Consider the following 21437-nt stretch of genomic DNA (forward strand, 5'->3'; position numbering starts at 1 on the left):
TGCTTATATCCCTGCGTGTCCATAAACGTTACCTATTTACTCGCTGGAGGGGATCCAATGAAGCTGGTTACCGTCGTAATTAAGCCATTCAAACTGGAGGATGTACGTGAAGCTTTATCCTCTATCGGCATTCAGGGCCTGACCGTCTCCGAAGTGAAAGGTTTTGGTCGTCAGAAAGGCCATGCAGAGCTCTATCGTGGCGCAGAGTACAGCGTTAACTTCCTGCCGAAGGTCAAAATTGATATCGCGATTGCCGACGATCAGTTAGACGAAGTGGTGGATGTCATCAGTAAAGCGGCCTACACCGGCAAAATTGGCGACGGTAAAATTTTCGTGGCTGAACTGCAGCGCGTCATCCGTATTCGTACCGGCGAGACCGACGAAGCCGCTCTGTAATTAAGACTCAGTACTGTGATGGGATGGAATAAAAATGAATAAAATTTTCACGAAGCTGGGCCTCACCAGCCTGGCACTGTTACCCTCACTCGCAATGGCTGCGCCTGCCGTTGCGGACAAGGCTGATAACGCATTTATGATGATTTGCACCGCGCTGGTGCTCTTTATGTCAATTCCAGGTATTGCGCTGTTTTACGGCGGTCTGATTCGTGGCAAAAACGTTCTGTCGATGCTGACGCAGGTTGCTGTGACCTTCTCGCTGGTCTGCGTGCTGTGGGTGGTCTACGGCTATTCACTGGCCTTCAGTGAAGGCAATGCCTTCTTTGGCGGCTTTGGCTGGGCCATGCTGAAAAACATTCAGCTCACCGCCGTTATGGGCAGTTTCTATCAGTATATCCACGTAGCATTCCAGGCCTCGTTTGCCTGTATTACCGTGGGCCTGATTGTTGGTGCCATTGCAGAACGCATCCGTTTCTCTGCCGTACTGATCTTCGTCGGTGTCTGGCTGACGCTTTCATATTTACCTATCGCACACATGGTCTGGGCGGGCGGTTTCCTGGCTCAGGATGGCGCTCTGGACTTCGCTGGCGGTACCGTGGTGCACATCAACGCGGCTGTCGCAGGTCTGGTGGGTGCTTATCTGGTGGGCAAACGTGCGGGCTTTGGTAAAGAGGCGTTCAAGCCACATAACCTGCCGATGGTCTTCACCGGCACCGCTATTCTTTATGTTGGCTGGTTTGGCTTTAATGCCGGTTCAGCTTCAGCAGCAAATGAAATCGCGGCACTGGCTTTCCTGAACACCGTGGTGGCAACAGCGGGTGCCGTACTGGCATGGACCTTTGGTGAGTGGGCGGTACGTGGTAAGCCTTCTCTGCTGGGTGCCTGCTCAGGCTTTATTGCGGGTCTGGTCGCCATTACCCCAGCCTGTGGTTATGTCGGCGTTGGCGGTGCATTAATCATCGGTCTGGTCGGCGGCCTCGCGGGACTGTGGGGCGTCACCACTCTGAAAAAATGGCTGCGCGTCGATGACCCGTGCGATGTATTCGGTGTGCATGGCGTCTGCGGTATTGTCGGCTGTATCCTGACCGGCGTGTTTGCTTCCTCTTCACTGGGCGGCGTCGGCTATGCGCAGGGCGTCACCATGGGCCATCAGGTCTGGGTGCAGCTCTTCAGCGTGGGTCTGACGATTGTCTGGTCCGGCGTTGTCGCTTTCATCGGCTTCAAGCTGGCCGATCTGATTGTCGGACTGCGCGTACCGGAAGAGCATGAACGCGAAGGCCTGGATGTAAACAGCCACGGCGAGAATGCTTACAACCAGTAATGGACAGGCACTGAAATGAATAATCGGGGGCGAGCAATCGCCCCTTTTTTATTGTCTTTATTCGCTGCGCTGGCGCATTACCCCTTCCTGAACGGTTGAGGCTACCAGCACACCCTGCTGATTGTAGAACTCGCCGCGGACAAAACCGCGTGCGCCAGAAGCTGAGGTACTGACCACGCTGTAGAGCAGCCATTCAGTGAAGTCGAACGGGCGATGGAACCACATAGAGTGGTCGATTGTGGCGACCTGCATATCCGGCTCTAAAAAGCCTTTGCCATGCGGCTGCAGCGCGACCGGCAGGAAGTTGAGGTCAGAGGCATAGCCGAGCAGGTACTGATGGATACGCAGGTCATCGGGCAGGGGGCCGGTGGCACGGATCCAGACCTGACGCTCCGGTTTATCCACATGTCCACGAAGCGGGTTATGGATCTGCACCGGGCGAATCTCCAGCGGACGTTCAGCAATAAATTTTTCACGTAACTTTTCTGGCAGCAGATGCGCCATTTTCTGCGCCATCGCCTGTTCGGTTAACAGGTTTTCTGGCCCCGCCACCTGGGGCATCGGATTCTGATGCTCAAATCCGCTTTCCGGTGACTGGAAAGAGGCCGTCATATAAAAAATCGGCTGGCCATTCTGAATGGCGCTGACCCTGCGTGCGCTGAAACTTTTGCCATCACGCAAAGTTTCAACATCATAGATAATCGCTTTCTGGCTATCGCCGGGCCGCAAAAAATAGCTGTGAAATGAGTGAATAATGCGATCTTCCGCGACGGTTTGCTTCGCGGCATACAGTGCCTGACCCACCACCTGACCGCCAAACACCTGGCGCAGTCCCAGATCTTCGCTCTGGCCGCGATATAAACCCTCTTCCAGTTTTTCCAGATTCAATAAATTCAGCAGATTTTGCAGTGCCTGACTCATGGCGCATTCCTCAATATAGTGACCCGCTCAGTGTGAAAGATCGGACCAGTTGACGTCAATCAGACTTTCCGCTTTGCCTGTGCCAGGCAAAATTTCATTTTTGTGCCAATATTAAGCACATACGGCGAGTGAAGCGCTGTAAGCAGGATTCGCTGCCGACAATCATTTTGATCAAATGGAGACGACATCAATGAAACTCAGGCATGTGTTCAGTGGGGTAGTTATTGCGGTTGCTGTTGCGGGATGTGCCGACAAGAGTAAACCAGTGCCAACACCAACGCTGGGTTCTGCAGTTGCAGGACAGACGGCCGCGATTGCGCAGCCAAACGTAAGTGGTTCAGTCTTTATCCGCCAGCGCATTGCGCTGCCGCCGGATGCGGTATTAACCGTGACGCTTTCTGATGCCTCTGTATCCGACGCGCCATCAAAAGTGCTGTCGCAGCGCGTGGTGCGTACTGAAGGCAAACAGGCACCGTTCCAGTTTGTATTACCGTTTAACCCGGCCGACATTCAGCCCAACGCGCGCATTCTGTTAAGCGCAGCCATCTCAATTGATGGCAAGCTGGCCTTTGTCACTGAAGGTGTGAAGCCGGTCATCAACCAGGGCGGCACTAAAGCTGAACTGCTGCTGGTACCGGTACCGTCAGTAGCGATGCCAACTCAGCCAGGCGCAGCGACGACTGTTCCGTCGACGTCACCCACTCAGGTGACGCCATCGGCTGCTGTTCCGGCACCAACCCATATTTAATTTATCGGGGCGACGTTGTCGCCCCTTTTTCCTACCTGAAATCCCAGCGATAAGTTTCAAGATCGAGCTGTCCCTCATTACTGACCTCTATACCTTCCGCTTCTAGCGCATCCCGCTGCCGCAACAGACTGTCGCCCTGCAGTGAGATAGTACCGTGACGATTGACGACACGATGCCAGGGAAGCGTGGTGCCTTCTGGTAACCGGCTCAGCACGCCGCCCACCTGACGTGCCGCGCGCGGGGAACCCGCCAGTCGCGCAACGTCGCCATAGGTCGCGACGTGGCCATAGGGAATGGCGGCAACAATTTGCCAGATGCGTTGCCGGAAAGAGTCAGGCTGATCCATGTGCTTATTTCGTCTGCTTTTTTCATCAGGAATAGGGTTTTAACTTTAGCATGGCGAGGATGAAGAGACAGTGCCAGCACGTTGGTTGTTCAAGAAAACAACGGTTGTCCCGACTACGCTTGCAATTGCCACCTCCTTCCCAGATAATGCCCCCGCTCTCGTAAAGAGGGCTTGTCAATGGGGGCCCTGTTGGTTCTCCCGCAATGCTAGCTTGTGAACTCGGTCAGATCCGGAAGGAAGCAGCCGCAGCAGGTGACGCGTGTGCCGGGATGTAGCTGGCAGGGCCCCCACCATTTTCTCCCTCTGAATATCTCCTCTCCATAAACTGCAGACAGGCAAAACCCGCCTGGGCCGATCCTTTGCCGGCAGGCAGGAATATCTGGTACTAAAGAGGAGATTAAACGTAGCAGCAATCCGTCAGATTAGCGGACAAATTTCCATACTGAACCTGGGACTTTATCATAAAGCTTGTTCATCGTCAGTTCCGCCAGGCGATGGTCAGCTGCAGAGTAAAATACCGCTAATTCATCCTCGGGTAATTCATACTTATTTTTTTCAATGACCCTTTCCAGGGTATCCAGAGAGCGGCAACGCCGCAGTCGCATCAAATAATCGGTTTTAGTCAGGGTTTTGTTCATAAATAAACCGTTCTCATGTCTGTACTATAATGAATGGCTTGGTTGCTGGAGAAAAGCGCACTCTTCAGTGAACAGATTAAATAAGCGTTTTGCTGAACGTTGCCACCGTTGAAGATCCGGACTATTGATACCATAGTTGCTGAATAGCATAAAAGTATCATCAAGATATTCATCGATTTGCGAAATCAGCGCTTCATCTTCAACGTGCTTAATTTTGTAATTCATGGTGAAAGAGGCAATGTGTTCAATCAAATCGTTAAGCTGCAGATTGCTTTCAGAAGTGGGGTCGTTCACCCAGCCGTGATGGCTGTCGGTTAATGTTGCCATGCTGTCGTCAAACAGGCTCTCACACAGATATTTAAGCTGGGCAATATCATGCCGTTTCGGTGAGTATTCGTCCATCTTTTTCCCCTCCATAGCTAGCACAGTTGCCGCAGGGCGGCGATATTGGATAACGCGGCCAGGAAGCGATTATTCGGGCAGTTATTAAACGGGATACCTTAAAGATAGTGTAGAACCATTAGTTCTGCTCACCTCCATTACTAAATATTACAATTCGTCGCCAGGGGAGGGCTGCTGATTGTCGATCACATCAAACTCAAGTGCTCCGGGCTTAATGTGAAAGTTCACCTGCTCAGATTGCGTCACGGTTTCATTTAGATCCAGACAGGGACTAAATAAATTCCAGTCAAAATCGTAAAGTAATTTAAAACTATTCATATCCAGGTATTCAACCGAAACAATTTTTAAACTGCCTGGAACTAACTGTGCATTCTGTGAGTACCAGCGTAAATCTCCCACCAGCAAATCTGTTATTTTGAGAATATTCCGCTGAACAATCTCTGCTATTTTTGCGCAGTCTGATTCGTCCGGGGCAATATCACATTCAATACGTGACAGCATATCTGATCCACTAATAACCGTTAATAAACCTATCATTGGTTTTCTGCAACTGGTTTGCAAGCCAGCAGAGCACAAAACTGTCAGCATCTGCGCGTCAGCAGGCGACTGTGCCTGCCAGCCTCCTGCCGTAAGTCCCATCGCTGTTTATCTTTTGATACACAATCACGCGTTTCCCTGACGGGAATATCCGGTATCTTGATTGTTATGTTATAACATATTGGTGAGACGATGCGTCAGAGTGGATTACTTATGTCATTGGGTGGGCGGCTGAGTGTAGCGGTGCTATTCATCGCGCTGCTTGCCGTGGCCATAAAATGGGGGATCAGCGCATGATCCGGTTCAATACGCTTCGTGCTGGCTATCAGGGACAGAGCGTAACCCCGCCGGTTACCGGGCAGCTTGCAGCTGGCTCAATGACAGCCTTGGTCGGTGCTAATGGCAGTGGCAAATCAACCCTGCTCAAAACCATTGCGGGTTTGTTGCCACCGATAGCCGGACGTTGTGAATTGCAGGTTTCGCGTCGGGATATCGGCTGGATGCCGCAGCGTACAGAACTTGAAACCCGTTTTCCCCTGACAGTATTTGAACTGGTCTCCATAGGCTGCTGGCCGCGCTGCGGCTGGTTCGGCGGTATTAACCGGGTACTACGCCGGGAAATCTGGCAAGCGCTGGAGGCCGTTCAGATGGGTGATTATGCAGATGCGCAGCCCGCGACTTTATCAGGCGGACAACTTCAGCGCGTATTGTTTGCGCGGCTGATGTTGCAGCGCAGCCAGCTCTGGCTGCTGGATGAGCCTTTCAACGGCATTGACAGCCAGACCGTGACATTACTGATGTCGATCCTTGAACAGCAACAGCAGGCCGGCACAACCCTGCTGGTGGTGCTGCACGATCGCCCGCTGGTGGCGCGCTACTTCAGTAACGTGATGTCGATGGATGATAGTGAGGTCAACTGCACCAGCCAGCCTGCTATCCCTTTGCGGAGTTGTGCGCCGTGACCCTGATGCAGCCTTTTATTGAGTTCGGTTTTATGCGGCGCGCGCTGGTGGCCTGCTTTGCACTGGCGGTCAGCGCTACGCCGCTCGGCGTGTTCCTTTCACTGCGCCGGATGAGCCTGATTGGTGATGCCTTATCACATGCAGTGCTGCCCGGTGCCGCTATTGGCTATCTGATTTCCGGCCTGTCACTGGTTGCGATGGGTATCGGCGGCCTGATCGCCGGTTTAGCCGTGGCGCTGCTTTCTGGCGCGGTCAGTCGTTATACGCCCCTGAAAGAGGATGCCAGTTTTGCCGGGTTCTATCTTGGCTCCCTGGCGCTGGGCGTCACGCTGGTCTCATTACGCGGCTCAAGCGTGGATCTGCTGCACGTTCTGTTTGGCTCGCTGCTGGCGGTGGATAACGCCGCGCTGCTGCTGGTCGGCGGCATCGCTGCCTTTACGCTGATTGTGCTGGCGATCATCTATCGTCCGCTGGTCATCGACGCATTTGACGGAGACTTTCTGCGGGCGCAGGGGAAATGGAGCGCACCGCTGGTGCATGGTCTGTTTTTGATGCTGGTGGTGCTGAATCTGGTCGCGGGCTTTCAGGTTCTGGGCACGCTGATGTCGGTGGGACTGATGATGCTGCCCGCCGCCAGCGCCCGTTTCTGGAGCCGTCATCTTGCCGCCATGCTGGTGATTGCCATTTTCATGGCAATGATTTCAGCGCTGGCGGGACTGATGCTCTCCTGGCACTTTTCATTGCCGGCCGGCCCCGCTGTGGTGCTGAGCGCCGCCATGCTGTTTTTTCTCTCCATTCTTGCAGGGTCGTGCGGCGGGATTTTGCGCCGCCATTAATCTTAAGGGGTATCTATCTATGAAGAAATTACCGGTTAGCCTGGCGCTCGCGGCGCTGTTTGCCACGCCTTTTGCGATGGCAAAAACAGTGGATGTGGTGGCCAGCTTTACCGTGCTGGCAGACATCGTTAAGCAGGTCGGCGGCGACCATGTCAACGTGAAAAGCCTGGTGGGGCCGAATGGCGATCCTCATACGTTTGAACCGACGCCACAGGACAGTCAGGCACTGGCAAAGGCCGATCTGGTTTTTGTCAGTGGACTGGGACTGGAAGGGTGGATGGATCGGCTGGTCAGCGCCTCCGGATATCGCGGCCAGCCGGTTGTCGCCTCCACCGGCGTTACGACCCGCAGCATGGAGGAGGACGGCAAAACCGTTACCGATCCGCACGCCTGGAACAGCATGCAGAACGGTGTGATTTACGCGACCAATGTGATGAATGCGCTGGTCAAAGCCGATCCTGAAGATGCCGCAGCCATTCGTCAGCGCGGTCAGAATTACATTCAGCAACTGGAGGCGCTGGATAGCTGGGCAAAAATGGCCTTTGATGCTGTGCCTGTCGACAAGCGGAAAGTGCTGACCAGTCATGATGCGTTTGGGTATTTTGGACAGCGCTATGGCGTGACGTTTCTTGCGCCGGTAGGGTTCTCTACTGAAGCGGAAGCGAGTGCCAGTGACGTGGGTAGTTTAATCACCCAACTCAAGCAGCAGCATATCAACCGCTATTTCATCGAGAACCAGACCGACCCGCGCCTGGTTAAACAGATTGCCAGCGCCACCGGTGCCGAACCGGGTGGTGAGCTCTATCCGGAAGCGTTGTCCACGACCTCTGGCCCGGCAGCCACTTATCAGGCGGCCTTTAAACATAACGTGAATGCGATGCTGAAGAGCATGCGCTAAGCATAAAAAAGGCCGGGCAAGCCCGGCCAGTCATCACGACACACACTAGCGTTTTTTCTTCCTTCCCTGTACGGCTTTAAAGCGTGGATTCGTTTTACAGATCACGTAAATCCGTCCCTTGCGGCGCACTACCCTGCAATCCCGATGGCGATTTTTTGCTGAGCGCAGCGAACTCAATACCTGCATGAATCTCTTCCTTATTTACGGCCAAGAAAGCGCCCGAAACGCTGATTAAAGCGCGCGGTGCTGCCCTCTTTGGCGAAATCTTTCTGTTTGCCGGTATAGAAAACGTGTGAGGCCGACGACACATCCAGCGTGACGTAGGGCAGCGTTTCACCTTCAAACTCTACGGTGCGATCGGTTTTGATGGTCGAACCGATTTTGAAATAAACGTCAGCTGATGTGTCATGGAAGACCACGTGACGATAGTGAGGATGAATATTCGCTTTCATAATGCTCGCCTATGTAATGTTATAATATAACATTATTATGCGCCGCACCGTTCAGGATTGCAACTGCCAGAATGTCAGCTCGCGTGAAGTGTCAGGAAGGGAGAAGGGCAGAATCGCAGGCAAAAAAAGGCCGCTTGCGCGGCCTCAGATGATTTACAGCTTAGTGAGTCTGGTTGTGCTCAACCGGATGACTGTTCGCTGATTCTTCTTTTTTCTTGCCAAAGCGGCGGCGTACCACCACAAAGAACACAGGAACGAAGAAGATCGCCAGTATGGTCGCGGTGACCATGCCCCCGATAACGCCAGTACCTACGGCGTTTTGTGAACCGGAGCCAGCACCCGTACTGATCGCCAGCGGCAGCACCCCGAGAATAAACGCCAGTGACGTCATCAGGATAGGACGCAGACGCATACGACAGGCTTCCAGCGCTGCTTCAATCAGCCCTTTACCCTCTTTATCCATCAAATCCTTGGCAAATTCGACGATAAGGATGGCGTTCTTGGTCGAGAGGCCGATGGTTGTCAGTAACCCCACCACGAAGTAGACGTCGTTACTCAGGCCACGCAGCGTGGTAAAGATCAGCGCACCGATGACCCCGAGTGGAACAACCAGCATGACCGAGAATGGAATCGACCAGCTCTCGTACAGTGCGGCAAGACACAGGAAGACCACAATCAGCGAGATGGCATAGAGCGCAGGTGCCTGGTTGCCTGACAGACGTTCCTGATAGGACATACCGGTCCAGTCATAGCCGATGCCAGCAGGCAGCTTCGCCGCCAGCTCTTCCATCAGGTCCATTGCTGCACCGGAGCTTTTGCCTGGTGCGGCCTGGCCCAGAATTTCCATGGCTGGCAGGCCGTTGTAGCGCTCAAGACGCGGTGAACCATATTGCCACTTCGCTGACGAGAAGGCAGAGAAGGGCACCATGGTTCCACTGCTGTTACGCACGTACCATTTACCAATGTCGTCCGGCAGCATACGGGAATCCGCATTACCCATGACATAAACTTTCTTCACACGACCGCGGTCGATAAAGTCATTTACGTAGGAGCCGCCCCAGGAGGCTGCCAGCGTGGTATTGATATCACTCAGTGATACGCCCAGCGCCTGCGCTTTTTCCTGATCGATAGTCAGTTTGTACTGCGGTGTATCTTCCATCCCGTTAGGGCGAACACCCACCAGCGTATCAGGATGCTGCGCAATCATACCGAACAGCTGATTACGTGCTTCCGTCAGCTTATCGTGGCCGAGGTTGTTCTGATCGATCAGCTCAAAGTCAAAGCCGGTCGCGTTACCCAGCTCGATAATCGCTGGCAGGTTGAAGGGGATGACCATCGCATCTTTGATCGCGCCCAGCGCCTGCATGGCACGGCCAGCAATCGCCGGAACTTTCATGTCGCTACCGGCACGCTCATCCCACGGCTTGAGACTGACAAAGGCGATACCGGTGTTCTGTCCACGACCAGCAAAGCCGAAGCCGTTAACGGTGAACACGGATTTAACCGTATCTTTCTCTTGCGTCAGGAAGTAATCCGTCACCTGATCCAGCACTTTCTGGGTACGTTCCTGAGTTGCACCCGCTGGCAGCTGAGCCTGAGCGAGCAGCAGACCCTGATCCTCTTCCGGTAAGAATGAAGAGGGCAGTCGCATAAACAGAAACGCCATACCGACCACGATCAGCAGGTAGATCACCATATAGCGACCCGTACTGCGGATCATGTGACCGACGCTGTCGACATAGTGGTGGGTGCTTTTGTCGAACATGCGGTTGAACCAGCCGAAGAAACCGGTGGTTTTACCGTGCTCGCCTTTTTTAACCGGCTTCAGCATGGTGGCACAGAGTGCCGGCGTCAGAATAAAGGCGACCAGCACCGACAGCGCCATCGCTGAAACGATAGTGATTGAGAACTGACGATAAATAACGCCGGTCGACCCACCAAAGAACGCCATCGGAATAAATACGGCGGCAAGCACCAGCGCGATACCGACCAGCGCGCCCTGAATCTGCTCCATGGAACGCTTGGTCGCTTCTTTTGGCGGCAATCCTTCTTCCGCCATAACGCGCTCGACGTTCTCGACCACCACGATGGCGTCATCCACCAGCAAGCCGATGGCCAGCACCATCCCGAACATCGTCAGGGTATTTATCGAATAACCAAACGCGCTGATAACGGCAAACGTACCCAGCAATACCACGGGTACGGCGATGGTAGGAATCAGCGTGGCGCGGAAGTTCTGCAGGAACAGGTACATGACCAGGAACACCAGCACAATCGCTTCGATCAGCGTTTTCACTACTTCGAAAATTGAGATCTTAACGAACGGGGTGGTGTCATACGGATAAACCACTTTTAACCCGGCCGGGAACGTTGGCTGCAATTTGGCCAGCTCGGCTTTTACCGCATTGGCAGTATCCAGCGCATTCGCACCGGTGGCCAGCTTGATACCGATACCGGATGCAGGCTTGCCGTTATAACGGGCAACGATCTCGTAGTTTTCTGCGCCGAGCTCAATTCTGGCCACATCACGCAGACGAACCTGAGAACCATCCTCGTTTACTTTGAGCAGAATTTTACCGAACTCATCCGTTGAGGTCAGACGGGTTTGCGCAATGATGGAGGCGTTAAGCTGCTGGCCCGGAACCGGAGGCGTACCGCCCAACTGACCGGCAGCGACCTGGGTGTTTTGAGTGTTCAGCGCGCTGATCACATCGACCGGGGTCAGGTTGTAGTTGTTCAGCTTGTGCGGATCCATCCAGATACGCATCGCGTACTGCGCACCAAATACCTGAGTATCACCCACGCCTTTGGTACGGCTGATAGGATCTTTGATGGACGATGAAATGAAATCAGAAATATCATTCTGCGTCATATTGTCATCGTCGCTGATGAAGCCCGCAACCATCAGGAAGCTGCTGGAGGATTTTTTAACCTGAATCCCCTGTTGCTGCACTTCCTGCGGCAGCAGCGGCGTCGCCAGTTGCAGTTTGTTCTGCACCTGAACCTGCGCAATATCCGCATCTGTTCCTGACTCAAAGGAGATAGTCAGGGTCAGCGTACCGGATGAGTCGCTGCTCGAGGACATATACATCAGTCCATCGATACCGTTCATGTTCTGCTCAATGACCTGCGTCACCGAGTCCTGCAGCGTTTTTGCATCCGCACCAGGGTAGGTCGCCTGAATCTCAATCGCCGGCGGCGCAACATTAGGATATTGCTCGATCGGAAGTTTGAGAATCGATAGCGCACCGACCAGCATGATGATGATGGCGAGCACCCACGCAAAGATGGGGCGATCGATAAAGAACTTAGCCATGAATCAACGGCTCCTGTTATGACGATGACTTGTCAGACTGCGGCTTTGAATCGGGTGCCGCTTTCGCATCGTCTGAGACTTCTTGTGGAGTAACCTGTGCGCCTGGCTTGGCACGCTGCAGACCGGTGCTGATCACACGTTCGCCTGCTTTAACGCCGTCGGTCACTAACCACTTGTCACCGATCGCCTGAGAGGTGGTGACCTGACGTGATTCGACTTTGTTATCTGCACCCACAACCATCACGGTTGCCTGACCCGTTGGCGTGCGGGTGACAGCCTGTTGCGGCACCAGCATTGCATTCGGGTTGATCCCCTCATCCAGACGCGCACGAACAAACATGCCCGGTAACAGCGTGTGGTTAGGGTTCGGGACAATGGCGCGCAGGGTGATGGAGCCGGTGGTTTCATCAACGGTCACGTCAGAGAACTCCAGCGTACCGGTCTGTGCATAGCTGCTGCCATTCTGCATCAGCAGCGTCACGTTGGCTTTGCCATCATTCTGCTTCAGCTGACCCGATTCCAGTTCTGAACGTAAGCGCATGAAATCTTCGCTCGACTGGGTCACGTCGACATACATGGGATCAAGCTGCTGCACGGTAGCCAGCGCGGTGGTTTGTGCGCTTTGTACCAGTGCACCTTCGGTAACAGAGGATTTACCGATGCGGCCACTGATAGGCGAGGTCACTTTGGTATATGCCAGGTTAATACGGGCCGTTTCAACATTGGCTTTTGCCACCTGCACGGCAGCATCGTTCTGCGCGGCAGTGGCAACGGCGGTGTCATAATCTTGCTGACTGATATATTTGGTGCCGAGCAGCGGTTTATAGCGCTTGACGGTCAGCTGAGCGATGCGTGCATTCGCCTGAGCCTGAGTCAAATCGCCTTTAGCGCTGTCGTAAGCGGCCTGATAAGTCGCCGGATCGATCTGATAAAGAGACTGACCTGCTTTGACATCGCTGCCTTCAATGAAATTACGCTTCAGAATGATACCGGAAACCTGCGGACGGACTTCAGCCACACGATATGCTGAGGTGCGGCCAGGTAATTCAGTCGAAATTTTCAGGGGTTCAGTTTTAAGTGTCACAACACCCACTGCTGGCGGTTGCTGGGCGGCTTGTTCGGATTTATTGTTGTCACATCCTGTTAACAAAAAGCTGCCTGATAGCATCAGGACGGCCGCCAGAGGCGATAATCCTCTGATTTTATTCATAAATAAACCTCTAGTGTCCGATATCAATTGGTCAATGGATCACAAACTGAAAAACCCATTGCTGTGTCAAGTCGCAGGTCATGCTATGGTACATACATTCACAAATGTATGTAAACTTACCTGTTTGTAAAAAAAGCCCCCTATGGCACGAAAAACCAAAGCGCAAGCACTTGAAACGCGACATCAAATTCTTGATGCCGCCATTGTTCTGTTTTCGCAGCAGGGCGTCTCAGCCACTTCTCTTGCAGAGATCGCCACAGCCGCCAGTGTCACGCGTGGGGCTATCTACTGGCACTTCAAAAATAAAGCCGATGTATTACATGAAATATGGCTTCGTTGTGATGCTGGTCTGGACGATGTGGAACTTGAGTATCAGACAAAATACCCTGGTGATCCACTCTCTGTGTTGCGCGCAATGCTGGTCTATATCTTTGATGCAACAGCAAAGGATCCGCAGCGCCGCGCTCTAATGGAGATCATTTTCCATAAATGTGAATTTGTAGGCGAAATGTCGGCGCTGAAAAATATTCAGCAAAGCCTGCTGCTGGAGTGCTACGACAAAATAGAAGATGTCCTGCGTCAGTGCATTGAAGCCGGACAACTTCCGGGTAGTCTCAGTACGCGTCAGGCCGCACTAATCCTGCGTGGTTACGTTAATGGCATGATGGAAAGCTGGCTGTTTGCGCCCGAAAGTTTTGATTTAGCCGCTGACGCGCCAACGCTGGTCAATGCCTTTATTGATATGCTGCGTCTTAGCCCGACGCTGACTGCTCAGCGCTAAGCAGGCTGCCCATCGCGCTTGTTCTCGAAATCGCGCTGCACCATGGCCAGCGCTGAAAGCACCGTTTCAACCGGCAGTTGATGCTCTTCCAGAAGCTGAATCAGATCCACTGCCAGTTTGACGTCGTCAGGGGCGTTTTCCAGTGACATCTTTTCTCCTAAATACGTAAGCGGGCCGCGACCAGCAGCATCAGCACTGCGCCGAGAATCGCCATGCCCAGCGCGCCAGCGTGCAACGTTGCCAGCGAGCCCAGTTCAAAATAGGTGGCGATATAGCCGCCAATCAGTGCGCCGATCATCGACAGCGTCAGAGTCGCCATCAGGCCGCCGGGTCGTCCCGGCATCAGCAGACGCTTCAGCAATCCCAGCAGCAGCCCGCATAGCAGCCAGGTCAGTAAACCCATGGTTCTTCTCCACGCAGAATTACACCCAGTATAGAAGCGCTTTTATCACGCTGCGCTTTATTCGCCATCTTCACTGCTGCGCAATGACGAGGCCCACTCAACCGAGCGAATCGCCTGTCGACAGCGTGCCAGTCGTCCCTCCAGCGTTTCCAGATCCTGCTTCAGCTGATGCTGTACCGCCAGGGTTTCAGCCAGTGCCAGCCGCTGCTCACGCTGATCGATCATCGCCAGTAAACGCCGTTCAAATTCACGGTACTCCTGATATTTAGTCGCGCGTGGGTTCTTTACTGGTTGTTCGCGTCGGGTACGCAACTGTTGGGTACTCGCCTCGCGTTGCAGGGCGGCAATCTGATCGACCAGGCGTTCAGCCAGCCAGGCACTGCGGGCAAGGTCATGGCTAACATCGCATAATCGGGCGAAGTTCTGTTCCACCTCCTGCAGATAATCTGCCAGTCGCGTACCTTTGGTCTGGAATAGCTGAGTATCAAAACGTGGCAGACGGCAAACGCCATCGGGATGGCGGGCAATCTCCTGACGCAGGGCGATAAGGAGCTGGTGCAGGCGCTGTTGCACAGCGATCGCACTCATCGTCTGGCCCTGAGTTGTGCTAACGTACGCTGATGAGGAAAGAGCTGGGCGAGATTCATGCAACGCATTCTGTTATTAACCCTCGGCTGGCTGGCGATTGTGCTGGGGACGCTGGGCATTGTATTACCTTTATTACCCACCACGCCATTCATGCTGCTGGCGGCCTGGTGTTTTGCCCGTTCATCGCCGCGATTCCATTACTGGCTGTTGTGGAAATCACCGTTTGGCCGCTATCTGCGTCACTGGCAACAGCATCGCGCCATGCCGCCGGGTGCCAAATTGCGCGCTATCTGCCTGATTGTCGCCACCTTTAGTCTCTCACTTTTCCTGGTGCATCAGCTCTGGGTTCGCATCATGCTGCTGATCATGCTGGCGGCGCTGCTGCTGTTTATGTGGCGTATTCCGGTGGTGGCAGAAACAGCGGACGCACCGCCGCCACCGCGATAAAGTTGCATTTAGCCGGTCATTTGCTTAGATTTGGGCGTCTTCGTGCGTGGCTTCCCTTTGTGAATTGACTTCCGCTGAGCCTTTTACCAGGTATTAGCGCTTTTGAAGCTGCGCGAAACAGAATTTTTTACCAGGCGTATCATTATGACCGACACTGCGCAGCAGCTTGAATTCATCAAAAACAGCATTAAAAGTATCCCCGATTATCCTAAGCCAGGCATCCTGTTCCGCGATGTCACCAGCCTGCTGGAAGATCCGAAAGCCTACGCCGCGTCGATTGCGCTGCTGGTTGAGCGTTACCGTAATAAAGGCATCACCAAAGTGGTGGGTACGGAAGCGCGCGGTTTTCTGTTTGGTGCACCTGTGGCATTAGGTCTCGGTGTCGGTTTTGTTCCGGTTCGTAAGCCTGGCAAACTACCGCGTGAGGTTTACAGCGAGTCCTATGAACTGGAATACGGCACCGATAAGCTGGAATTGCACAAAGATGCCATCCAGCCAGGCGATCTGGTGCTGGTGGTTGACGATCTGCTGGCGACCGGCGGCACCATCGAAGCGACCGTTAAACTGATTCGCCGTGCTGGTGGTGAAGTGAAAGACGCAGCCTTCATTATCAACCTGTTCGATCTGACCGGTGAATCGCGTCTCAATGCCCTGGGCGTTGAGAGCTACAGCCTGGTCAAATTCCCCGGCCACTAAGCCACGCTTTCGGTCTCGCTACCCGGCGAGGCCGTCACGCCTCCGGCGTCAAGATAACGAGTGCCAGCCAAAAGCGTAGCTGATAGACTACTGCAATCTTATACAGGGGTTGCAGAGCGTCTGCGCTCATCTTTCCATCCAACTTCGTCGAACTCCACATGAGCTATCAGGTACTTGCGCGAAAATGGCGTCCCCAGGCTTTTGCTGATGTTGTCGGTCAGGAACATGTTCTGACGGCGCTGGCGAATGGATTGTCTCTGGGACGCATCCATCATGCTTATCTCTTCTCCGGCACTCGCGGCGTCGGGAAAACCACTATTGCGCGTCTGCTGGCCAAAGGCCTTAACTGCGAAACCGGCATCACCGCCACGCCCTGTGGTCAGTGCGATAATTGCCGTGAAATTGAGCAGGGCCGCTTTGTCGATCTGATTGAGATTGACGCCGCCTCACGCACCAAAGTTGAAGACACCCGCGATCTGCTCGACAACGTGCAGTACGCCCCGGCGCGTGGCCGCTTCAAAGTCTATCTGATCGATGAAGTGCACATGCTGTCGCGTCACAGCTTCAATGCGCTGTTAAAGACGCTGGAAGAGCCACCTTCACACGTTAAATTCCTGCTTGCGACCACCGATCCGCAGAAACTGCCGGTGACCATTCTTTCGCGCTGCCTGCAGTTCCACCTCAAAGCGCTGGATGTTGATCAAATCCGTCAGCAGCTTGAGCATGTGCTGAAGCAGGAACAGATTGAGAGCGAAACCCGGGCGCTGCAGCTGCTGGCGCGTGCCGCCGATGGCAGTATGCGTGATGCGCTGAGCCTCACCGACCAGGCGATTGCCATGGGGCAGGGCGCGGTGACCAGCAGCACGGTCAGCGTTATGCTCGGCACGCTGGATGATGAACAGCCGCTGGGTCTGCTGGAAGCGCTGGTTGACGGTGATGGTCAGCAGGTAATGAACCTGCTGAGCCAGGCCGCGTCACGTGGGGTGGAATGGGAGGCGCTGCTGGTCGAGATGCTGCGCCTGCTGCACCAGATTGCGATGGTGCAACTGCTGCCGGCCTCGCTCAACGATGACGAAGAAAGCAATGCGATCCGACTGCGTGAACTGGCCCGCGTGGTGCCGCCAGCCGATCTGCAGCTCTATTATCAGACCCTGTTGATGGGCCGTAAGGATCTGCCGATTGCGCCCGATCGCCGCATGGGCGTTGAGATGACGGTGCTGCGGGCCCTGGCGTTTCATCCTAAAGCGGCGGTGGCAGAACCCATTGCGCGTCCCGCGTTAACGGAACAGATGGCACCTGTTGCTCCGGCGCAGACGTCACCGGCACCATCCGGTCCTGCGCCTGTAGCACGACCCACGACAGCACAGCCAGCCACATCGTCACCTGCTCAGACAAGGTCGCCCGTAGCGCAGCAGCCGATGCCTGCTCCGCAACAGCAGGTGGCCGCTCAGCCACAGATGGCCGCGCCCGATCCGGCTCCGCAGCCTGCGCCGCCACCGGATGCGGCGCCTGACACGGCACTTTCCAGTTCCACCAGCCAGCTCCTGCAGGCGCGCACTCAGTTGCTGCGTCAGGGAGCGAACAAGCCAAAAAAGAGTGAGCCGGCGGCGCCAGGTGCGCGGCCGGCCAACTCCGCGCTGGAGCGGCTGGCCTCGGTTACCGAGCGCAGTCAGCAGCGTATCCGCGATCGTGAGCCCGCCGCCCCGGTAAAAGAGGAAGCATACCGCTGGCAAGCGGTTAATCAGTCGGTTGAAGTGGCGGAGCCGGTGGCGACGCCTAAGGCCTTGCGTTCCGCGCTGGAGCATGAGAAAACCCCTGAGCTGGCGGCGCGTCTGGCCGAAGAGGCGCAGCAGCGCGATCCCTGGGCCGCAGAGATTACAACCCTGCCGCTGCCAAAGCTGGTGCAGCAGCTGGCATTAAATGCCTGGAAAGAGACAACTGAAAATGGTGTCTGCCTGCATCTGCGCAGCAGCCAGCGTCACCTTAATTCACCGTCGGCGCAGCAGGTGCTAAGTGATGCGCTTAGCCAGAGTGCCGGGCAGAAAGTTGAACTCTCTGTCGTTGAAGACGATAATTCATCGGTGTTGACGCCACTGGAGTGGCGTCAGGCCATTTACGAAGAGAAACTGGCGCAGGCGCGTCAGTCGATCACCTGTGATACCCACATTCAGACGCTGCAGCGATTTTTTGATGCCGATCTGGATGAGGAGAGTATCCGACCTGTTTAGACACGCTGCTGCTATCGTAACGATAGCGTTGTAGCCTCAGCTGAGAGAGAAAACTATGTTTGGTGGTAAAGGCGGATTGGGCAACCTGATGAAACAGGCCCAGCAGATGCAGGACAAAATGGCCAAGGTTCAGGAAGAGATCGCCGCGATTGAAGTGACCGGTGAATCGGGTGCTGGCCTGGTAAAAGTCACCATCAACGGCGCGCACAACTGCCGTCGCGTGGAAGTCGATCCCAGCCTGCTGGAAGATGACAAAGATATGCTGGAAGATCTGATTGCCGCGGCGTTCAACGATGCGGCACGTCGCATTGATGAGACCCAGAAAGAGAAGATGGCGTCTGTCTCCTCAGGCATGCAGTTGCCACCAGGCTTTAAGATGCCGTTCTGATGCAAACCAGTCCACTGCTTGAATCATTGATGGAGTCGCTGCGCTGTCTGCCCGGCGTTGGGCCGAAGTCGGCACAGCGCATGGCTTTTCAGCTGCTGCAGCGCGATCGCAGCGGTGGCATGCGGCTGGCACAGGCGCTGACCCGGGCGATGTCGGAGATCGGACACTGTTCTGACTGCCGGACATTCACCGAGCAGGAAATTTGCACCATCTGCGCCAATCCACGGCGTCAGCAGAATGGTCAAATCTGCGTGGTAGAAAGCCCGGCAGATATCCACGCCATTGAGCAAACCGGTCAGTTTGGCGGTCGCTACTTTGTGCTGATGGGGCATCTCTCGCCGCTCGACGGCATCGGTCCGGCTGATATCGGTCTGGATCGTCTGGAGCAGCGGCTGGAGAGTGAAACGCTGCAGGAAGTGATCCTCGCCACCAACCCGACGGTAGAAGGCGAGGCAACCGCAAACTACATCGCGGAGCTCTGTGGCCAGTATGGCGTTGACGCCAGCCGTATCGCGCACGGTGTGCCGGTAGGTGGAGAGCTGGAGATGGTGGATGGCACCACGCTGTCCCACTCGCTGGCAGGCCGCCAGAAGTTTAAATTTTAATCACTTGCCGGTGTTGTGACAGACACCGGCTTGAAATTCCTCCTGTCATCCCCACATCAACCTCAACGTTTGTTCAACCTGTTTTGTTGAGGTAGCAATGACCATGAAAGGACAAGAGACCCGTGGCTTTCAGTCGGAAGTAAAACAACTTCTGCACCTGATGATCCATTCTCTCTATTCAAACAAAGAGATTTTCCTGCGTGAGCTGATTTCCAACGCCTCGGATGCGGCAGACAAACTGCGCTTCCGTGCGCTGTCAGATTCCAGCCTGTATGAAGGTGATGGCGAGCTGCGTGTTCGTCTCTCTGTTGATAAGGACAACCGTACCATCACGCTCAGCGACAACGGTATCGGTATGCGTCGCGATGAGGTCATTGAGAACCTCGGGACTATCGCCAAATCAGGCACCAAATCTTTCCTGGAATCGCTGGGCTCCGATCAGGCGAAAGACAGCCAGCTGATCGGTCAGTTCGGTGTCGGTTTCTACTCTGCCTTTATCGTGGCGGACAAAGTCACGGTGCGTACCCGTGCCGCTGGCGCATCAGCCGATGAAGGCGTGTTCTGGGAATCCGCAGGCGAGGGCGAATATACCCTGGCGGAGGTTGAGAAAGCCGATCGCGGTACTGAGATCACCCTGCATCTGCGCGAAGGCGAAGATGAGTTCCTGGACGCATGGCGCGTGCGCAGCATCATCAGCAAATATTCCGATCACATCGCACTGCCGGTTGAGATCGAGAGCAAAGATGAAGAGGGCGAGGGAACGCACTGGGAGAAAATCAACAAAGCCCAGGCGCTGTGGACCCGCAACAAATCTGAGATCAGCGACGACGAGTACAATGAGTTCTACAAGCATATCGCCCATGACTACAGCGATCCGGTCGCCTGGAGCCACAATCGGGTGGAAGGTAAGCAGGAGTACACCAGCCTGCTCTACATTCCGGCGCGTGCGCCATTCGATATGTGGAACCGCGATCAGAAGCACGGCCTGAAACTTTACGTGCAGCGCGTCTTTATCATGGATGACGCTGAGCAGTTTATGCCGAACTACCTGCGCTTTGTGCGTGGTCTGATTGACTCGAACGATCTGCCGCTGAACGTCTCCCGTGAGATCCTGCAGGATAGCCGCGTGACCCAGAGTCTGCGTGCTGCGCTGACTAAGCGTACCCTGCAGATGCTGGAAAGACTGGCGAAAGAAGATAACGAGAAATACCAGACCTTCTGGAATGAGTTCGGTCTGGTGCTGAAAGAGGGCCCGGCGGAAGATAACGCCAACCAGGAAACCATTGCAAAACTGCTGCGTTTCGCCACCACCCAGAGCGAAGGTTCGACACAGACCATTTCGCTGGAAGATTACGTCAGCCGCATGGTGGAAGGTCAGGAGAAGATTTACTACATCACCGCTGACAGCTATGCCGCCGCGAAGAGCAGCCCGCATCTGGAACTGTTCCGCAAAAAAGGCATTGAGGTGCTGCTGCTTTCCGATCGCATCGACGAATGGATGATGAGTTACCTTACCGAGTTCGACGGTAAAACCTTCCAGTCGGTCAGCAAAGCGGATGAGTCGCTGAGCAAGCTGGCGGATGAAGAGACCGAAGAGCAGAAAGAGGCGGAAAAAGCGCTGGAGCCGTTTGTTGAGCGGGTGAAAAATCTGCTGGGCGAACGCGTGAAAGAGGTGCGTCTGACCCATCGTCTGACCGATACGCCAGCGATTGTGACTACCGACGCCAACGAGATGACCACGCAGATGGCGAAGCTGTTCGCGGCGGCTGGACAGGAAGTGCCGGAAGTGAAGTACCTGTTTGAAATCAACCCGGATCACCCGCTGGTGAAACGTGTTGCCGATACGCAGGATGAAACACGCTTTGGTGAGTGGATTGAACTGCTGCTGGATCAGGCGTTGCTGGCCGAGCGCGGCACGCTGGACGATCCTAACCAGTTTATCCGTCGCATGAACCAGCTGCTGACCGCATAACGGCAACAGGCCGGTGAATTTCACCGGCCTCAGACGGCTGTTAAAGTCAAAGCAGGGGGATTCTGGCCGCAACGAATGAACCCAGTGCGCAGGGAACACGGTCAGAGGAGGAAAGCGTCCCGCGCCATGGATGACGGCTTTTGCGTCTTTCCGATCTGACCGTGTTTTTTGCGCTGGCTCGATCAAACAGCAGTCCAGGCCTGACGCGGTCATCAAAATCAAGCCGGTGATGATCACCGGCTTTTTTTATGGCTGTGCGGCATCCCGCCATTTCTGCTCAGCGCAGGCGGTTAATCTGAAAAAGCAGCAGTCCGACCCGCCGGGTCGGGTTCAGGGCCACAAACAG

The 21437-nt window shown here is 54.7% G+C and carries 25 protein-coding genes, 1 other RNA gene and 1 other annotated feature; of the genes, 14 read left to right on the top strand and 12 right to left on the bottom strand.

Annotation, left to right across the window (positions count from 1 at the left end; genetic code table 11):
- Positions 1 to 57 precede the first annotated feature (57 nt).
- Positions 58 to 396 (top strand): P-II family nitrogen regulator, encoded by a 339-nt coding sequence (glnK, locus tag FA92_RS03405; RefSeq protein ID WP_003850469.1) that lies wholly within the window; start codon positions 58 to 60, stop codon positions 394 to 396.
- Between the two features lie 34 nt (positions 397 to 430).
- Complete coding sequence (gene amtB / locus FA92_RS03410; RefSeq protein ID WP_013357006.1) at positions 431 to 1717, top strand: ammonium transporter AmtB; 1287 nt, start codon at positions 431 to 433, stop codon at positions 1715 to 1717.
- Between the two features lie 57 nt (positions 1718 to 1774).
- Here the strand turns inward: amtB and tesB are convergent, their stop codons facing one another.
- Complete coding sequence (tesB, locus tag FA92_RS03415) at positions 1775 to 2638, bottom strand: acyl-CoA thioesterase II (RefSeq protein ID WP_013357007.1); 864 nt, start codon at positions 2636 to 2638, stop codon at positions 1775 to 1777.
- A 190-nt stretch (positions 2639 to 2828) separates the two neighbouring features.
- On the opposite strand from tesB, the gene FA92_RS03420 reads away from it, so the two are divergent.
- The gene (locus FA92_RS03420) at positions 2829 to 3386 is read left to right on the top strand and encodes a YbaY family lipoprotein (RefSeq protein WP_013357008.1); all 558 of its coding nucleotides are present in this window, start codon (positions 2829 to 2831) and stop codon (positions 3384 to 3386) included.
- A gap of 31 nt (positions 3387 to 3417) precedes the next feature.
- Here the strand turns inward: FA92_RS03420 and FA92_RS03425 are convergent, their stop codons facing one another.
- On the bottom strand, positions 3418 to 3732 hold the full coding sequence (locus FA92_RS03425) for an MGMT family protein (RefSeq protein WP_033782187.1): 315 nt from the start codon (positions 3730 to 3732) through the stop codon (positions 3418 to 3420).
- Positions 3733 to 3919: 187 nt separating this feature from the next.
- Between FA92_RS03425 and ffs the strand changes: the two genes are divergently transcribed.
- An RNA gene (ffs, locus tag FA92_RS22430) (signal recognition particle sRNA small type) lies at positions 3920 to 4016 on the top strand.
- A gap of 138 nt (positions 4017 to 4154) precedes the next feature.
- Here ffs and FA92_RS03430 read toward each other — a convergent pair.
- The 3 genes from FA92_RS03430 to FA92_RS03440 form a co-directional block, all read right to left on the bottom strand.
- Positions 4155 to 4370 (bottom strand): HHA domain-containing protein, encoded by a 216-nt coding sequence (locus FA92_RS03430; protein ID WP_003850458.1) that lies wholly within the window; start codon positions 4368 to 4370, stop codon positions 4155 to 4157.
- 24 nt (positions 4371 to 4394) lie between these two features.
- Positions 4395 to 4772 carry an Hha toxicity modulator TomB gene (gene tomB / locus FA92_RS03435; RefSeq protein WP_013357010.1) on the bottom strand — a complete coding sequence of 126 codons (378 nt, stop codon included), beginning with the start codon at positions 4770 to 4772 and terminating at the stop codon, positions 4395 to 4397.
- A 147-nt stretch (positions 4773 to 4919) separates the two neighbouring features.
- Positions 4920 to 5273, bottom strand: a complete 354-nt coding sequence (locus FA92_RS03440) for a hypothetical protein (RefSeq protein ID WP_033784520.1) — start codon at positions 5271 to 5273, stop codon at positions 4920 to 4922.
- A gap of 329 nt (positions 5274 to 5602) precedes the next feature.
- Here FA92_RS03440 and FA92_RS03445 point away from each other — a divergent pair, with 329 nt between their 5' ends.
- From FA92_RS03445 to FA92_RS03455, 3 genes are read left to right on the top strand one after another with little or no spacing between them, the layout of a single operon-like run.
- The gene (locus tag FA92_RS03445) at positions 5603 to 6271 is read left to right on the top strand and encodes an ABC transporter ATP-binding protein (RefSeq protein ID WP_033782191.1); all 669 of its coding nucleotides are present in this window, start codon (positions 5603 to 5605) and stop codon (positions 6269 to 6271) included.
- Positions 6268 to 7107, top strand: coding sequence for a metal ABC transporter permease (locus FA92_RS03450; protein ID WP_033782193.1), 840 nt, complete (start codon positions 6268 to 6270; stop codon positions 7105 to 7107). The genes FA92_RS03445 and FA92_RS03450 overlap by 4 nt, the downstream gene beginning before the upstream one ends.
- 19 nt (positions 7108 to 7126) lie before the next feature.
- Positions 7127 to 8005 carry a metal ABC transporter substrate-binding protein gene (locus tag FA92_RS03455; RefSeq protein ID WP_033782194.1) on the top strand — a complete coding sequence of 293 codons (879 nt, stop codon included), beginning with the start codon at positions 7127 to 7129 and terminating at the stop codon, positions 8003 to 8005.
- Positions 8006 to 8050: 45 nt separating this feature from the next.
- Here FA92_RS03455 and ykgO read toward each other — a convergent pair whose 3' ends face one another.
- From ykgO to FA92_RS03470, 4 genes are all read right to left on the bottom strand, one after another.
- Positions 8051 to 8191, bottom strand: coding sequence for a type B 50S ribosomal protein L36 (ykgO, locus tag FA92_RS22435; RefSeq protein ID WP_009091664.1), 141 nt, complete (start codon positions 8189 to 8191; stop codon positions 8051 to 8053).
- An 11-nt stretch (positions 8192 to 8202) separates the two neighbouring features.
- Positions 8203 to 8457 (bottom strand): type B 50S ribosomal protein L31, encoded by a 255-nt coding sequence (locus tag FA92_RS03460; RefSeq protein WP_033782196.1) that lies wholly within the window; start codon positions 8455 to 8457, stop codon positions 8203 to 8205.
- A gap of 160 nt (positions 8458 to 8617) precedes the next feature.
- On the bottom strand, positions 8618 to 11773 hold the full coding sequence (locus FA92_RS03465) for a multidrug efflux RND transporter permease subunit AcrB (protein WP_033782198.1): 3156 nt from the start codon (positions 11771 to 11773) through the stop codon (positions 8618 to 8620).
- Positions 11774 to 11789: 16 nt separating this feature from the next.
- A complete protein-coding gene (locus tag FA92_RS03470; protein ID WP_013357016.1) occupies positions 11790 to 12983 on the bottom strand; it encodes an efflux RND transporter periplasmic adaptor subunit in 1194 nt (397 codons plus the stop codon).
- Between the two features lie 142 nt (positions 12984 to 13125).
- Between FA92_RS03470 and acrR the strand changes: the two genes are divergently transcribed.
- Positions 13126 to 13764 carry a multidrug efflux transporter transcriptional repressor AcrR gene (gene acrR / locus FA92_RS03475; protein ID WP_033731781.1) on the top strand — a complete coding sequence of 213 codons (639 nt, stop codon included), beginning with the start codon at positions 13126 to 13128 and terminating at the stop codon, positions 13762 to 13764.
- On the opposite strand, the gene rsmS is transcribed toward acrR, so the two are convergent.
- From rsmS to FA92_RS03485, 3 genes are read right to left on the bottom strand one after another with little or no spacing between them, the layout of a single operon-like run.
- Entirely contained in the window at positions 13761 to 13913 is a 153-nt protein-coding gene (gene rsmS, locus FA92_RS22440) for a pleiotropic regulatory protein RsmS (RefSeq protein ID WP_013357018.1), read from the bottom strand. The two genes, acrR and rsmS, sit on opposite strands and share 4 nt — an antisense overlap.
- 8 nt (positions 13914 to 13921) lie before the next feature.
- Positions 13922 to 14167, bottom strand: a complete 246-nt coding sequence (locus tag FA92_RS03480; protein ID WP_013357019.1) for a membrane protein — start codon at positions 14165 to 14167, stop codon at positions 13922 to 13924.
- 57 nt (positions 14168 to 14224) lie between these two features.
- Positions 14225 to 14755, bottom strand: a complete 531-nt coding sequence (locus tag FA92_RS03485) for a primosomal replication protein (protein WP_033782201.1) — start codon at positions 14753 to 14755, stop codon at positions 14225 to 14227.
- A 57-nt stretch (positions 14756 to 14812) separates the two neighbouring features.
- On the opposite strand from FA92_RS03485, the gene FA92_RS03490 reads away from it, so the two are divergent.
- The 6 genes from FA92_RS03490 to htpG all read left to right on the top strand — a co-directional run bounded on the left by FA92_RS03490 (position 14813) and on the right by htpG (position 21091).
- Entirely contained in the window at positions 14813 to 15202 is a 390-nt protein-coding gene (locus FA92_RS03490) for a DUF454 family protein (RefSeq protein WP_033782204.1), read from the top strand.
- A gap of 144 nt (positions 15203 to 15346) precedes the next feature.
- A complete protein-coding gene (apt, locus tag FA92_RS03495; protein WP_013357022.1) occupies positions 15347 to 15898 on the top strand; it encodes an adenine phosphoribosyltransferase in 552 nt (183 codons plus the stop codon).
- Positions 15899 to 16056: 158 nt separating this feature from the next.
- Positions 16057 to 18126 carry a DNA polymerase III subunit gamma/tau gene (dnaX, locus tag FA92_RS03500; RefSeq protein WP_033782207.1) on the top strand — a complete coding sequence of 690 codons (2070 nt, stop codon included), beginning with the start codon at positions 16057 to 16059 and terminating at the stop codon, positions 18124 to 18126.
- Positions 17468 to 17529, top strand: a sequence feature (DnaX frameshifting element). Its footprint overlaps the gene before it by 62 nt.
- A gap of 55 nt (positions 18127 to 18181) precedes the next feature.
- Complete coding sequence (locus FA92_RS03505) at positions 18182 to 18514, top strand: YbaB/EbfC family nucleoid-associated protein (RefSeq protein WP_003850423.1); 333 nt, start codon at positions 18182 to 18184, stop codon at positions 18512 to 18514.
- Positions 18514 to 19119: a recombination mediator RecR gene (recR, locus tag FA92_RS03510; protein WP_013357024.1), complete on the top strand. Its 606-nt coding sequence runs from the start codon at positions 18514 to 18516 to the stop codon at positions 19117 to 19119. Before FA92_RS03505 ends, recR begins: the two co-directional genes overlap by 1 nt.
- Before the next feature lie 97 nt (positions 19120 to 19216).
- A complete protein-coding gene (gene htpG, locus FA92_RS03515; protein ID WP_033782210.1) occupies positions 19217 to 21091 on the top strand; it encodes a molecular chaperone HtpG in 1875 nt (624 codons plus the stop codon).
- Positions 21092 to 21437: the final 346 nt, after the last annotated feature.

The sequence above is a fragment of the Pantoea sp. 9140 genome (assembly GCF_000745295.1).
Classification (GTDB): domain Bacteria; phylum Pseudomonadota; class Gammaproteobacteria; order Enterobacterales; family Enterobacteriaceae; genus Pantoea; species Pantoea vagans.

Coding starts and splice junctions, on each gene's coding strand:
- tesB (WP_013357007.1), bottom strand. CDS start 2,638: ATGAGTCAGGCACTGCAAAATCTGCTGAATTTATTGAATCTGGAAAAA.
- FA92_RS03445 (WP_033782191.1), top strand. CDS start 5,603: ATGATCCGGTTCAATACGCTTCGTGCTGGCTATCAGGGACAGAGCGTA.
- dnaX (WP_033782207.1), top strand. CDS start 16,057: ATGAGCTATCAGGTACTTGCGCGAAAATGGCGTCCCCAGGCTTTTGCT.
- htpG (WP_033782210.1), top strand. CDS start 19,217: ATGACCATGAAAGGACAAGAGACCCGTGGCTTTCAGTCGGAAGTAAAA.
- FA92_RS03460 (WP_033782196.1), bottom strand. CDS start 8,457: ATGAAAGCGAATATTCATCCTCACTATCGTCACGTGGTCTTCCATGAC.
- FA92_RS03485 (WP_033782201.1), bottom strand. CDS start 14,755: ATGAGTGCGATCGCTGTGCAACAGCGCCTGCACCAGCTCCTTATCGCC.
- FA92_RS03420 (WP_013357008.1), top strand. CDS start 2,829: ATGAAACTCAGGCATGTGTTCAGTGGGGTAGTTATTGCGGTTGCTGTT.
- FA92_RS03480 (WP_013357019.1), bottom strand. CDS start 14,167: ATGGGTTTACTGACCTGGCTGCTATGCGGGCTGCTGCTGGGATTGCTG.
- amtB (WP_013357006.1), top strand. CDS start 431: ATGAATAAAATTTTCACGAAGCTGGGCCTCACCAGCCTGGCACTGTTA.
- FA92_RS03505 (WP_003850423.1), top strand. CDS start 18,182: ATGTTTGGTGGTAAAGGCGGATTGGGCAACCTGATGAAACAGGCCCAG.
- acrR (WP_033731781.1), top strand. CDS start 13,126: ATGGCACGAAAAACCAAAGCGCAAGCACTTGAAACGCGACATCAAATT.
- FA92_RS03455 (WP_033782194.1), top strand. CDS start 7,127: ATGAAGAAATTACCGGTTAGCCTGGCGCTCGCGGCGCTGTTTGCCACG.
- tomB (WP_013357010.1), bottom strand. CDS start 4,772: ATGGACGAATACTCACCGAAACGGCATGATATTGCCCAGCTTAAATAT.
- FA92_RS03425 (WP_033782187.1), bottom strand. CDS start 3,732: ATGGATCAGCCTGACTCTTTCCGGCAACGCATCTGGCAAATTGTTGCC.
- FA92_RS03430 (WP_003850458.1), bottom strand. CDS start 4,370: ATGAACAAAACCCTGACTAAAACCGATTATTTGATGCGACTGCGGCGT.
- FA92_RS03440 (WP_033784520.1), bottom strand. CDS start 5,273: ATGCTGTCACGTATTGAATGTGATATTGCCCCGGACGAATCAGACTGC.
- recR (WP_013357024.1), top strand. CDS start 18,514: ATGCAAACCAGTCCACTGCTTGAATCATTGATGGAGTCGCTGCGCTGT.
- ykgO (WP_009091664.1), bottom strand. CDS start 8,191: ATGCAGGTATTGAGTTCGCTGCGCTCAGCAAAAAATCGCCATCGGGAT.
- FA92_RS03465 (WP_033782198.1), bottom strand. CDS start 11,773: ATGGCTAAGTTCTTTATCGATCGCCCCATCTTTGCGTGGGTGCTCGCC.
- glnK (WP_003850469.1), top strand. CDS start 58: ATGAAGCTGGTTACCGTCGTAATTAAGCCATTCAAACTGGAGGATGTA.
- FA92_RS03470 (WP_013357016.1), bottom strand. CDS start 12,983: ATGAATAAAATCAGAGGATTATCGCCTCTGGCGGCCGTCCTGATGCTA.
- apt (WP_013357022.1), top strand. CDS start 15,347: ATGACCGACACTGCGCAGCAGCTTGAATTCATCAAAAACAGCATTAAA.
- FA92_RS03490 (WP_033782204.1), top strand. CDS start 14,813: ATGCAACGCATTCTGTTATTAACCCTCGGCTGGCTGGCGATTGTGCTG.
- rsmS (WP_013357018.1), bottom strand. CDS start 13,913: ATGTCACTGGAAAACGCCCCTGACGACGTCAAACTGGCAGTGGATCTG.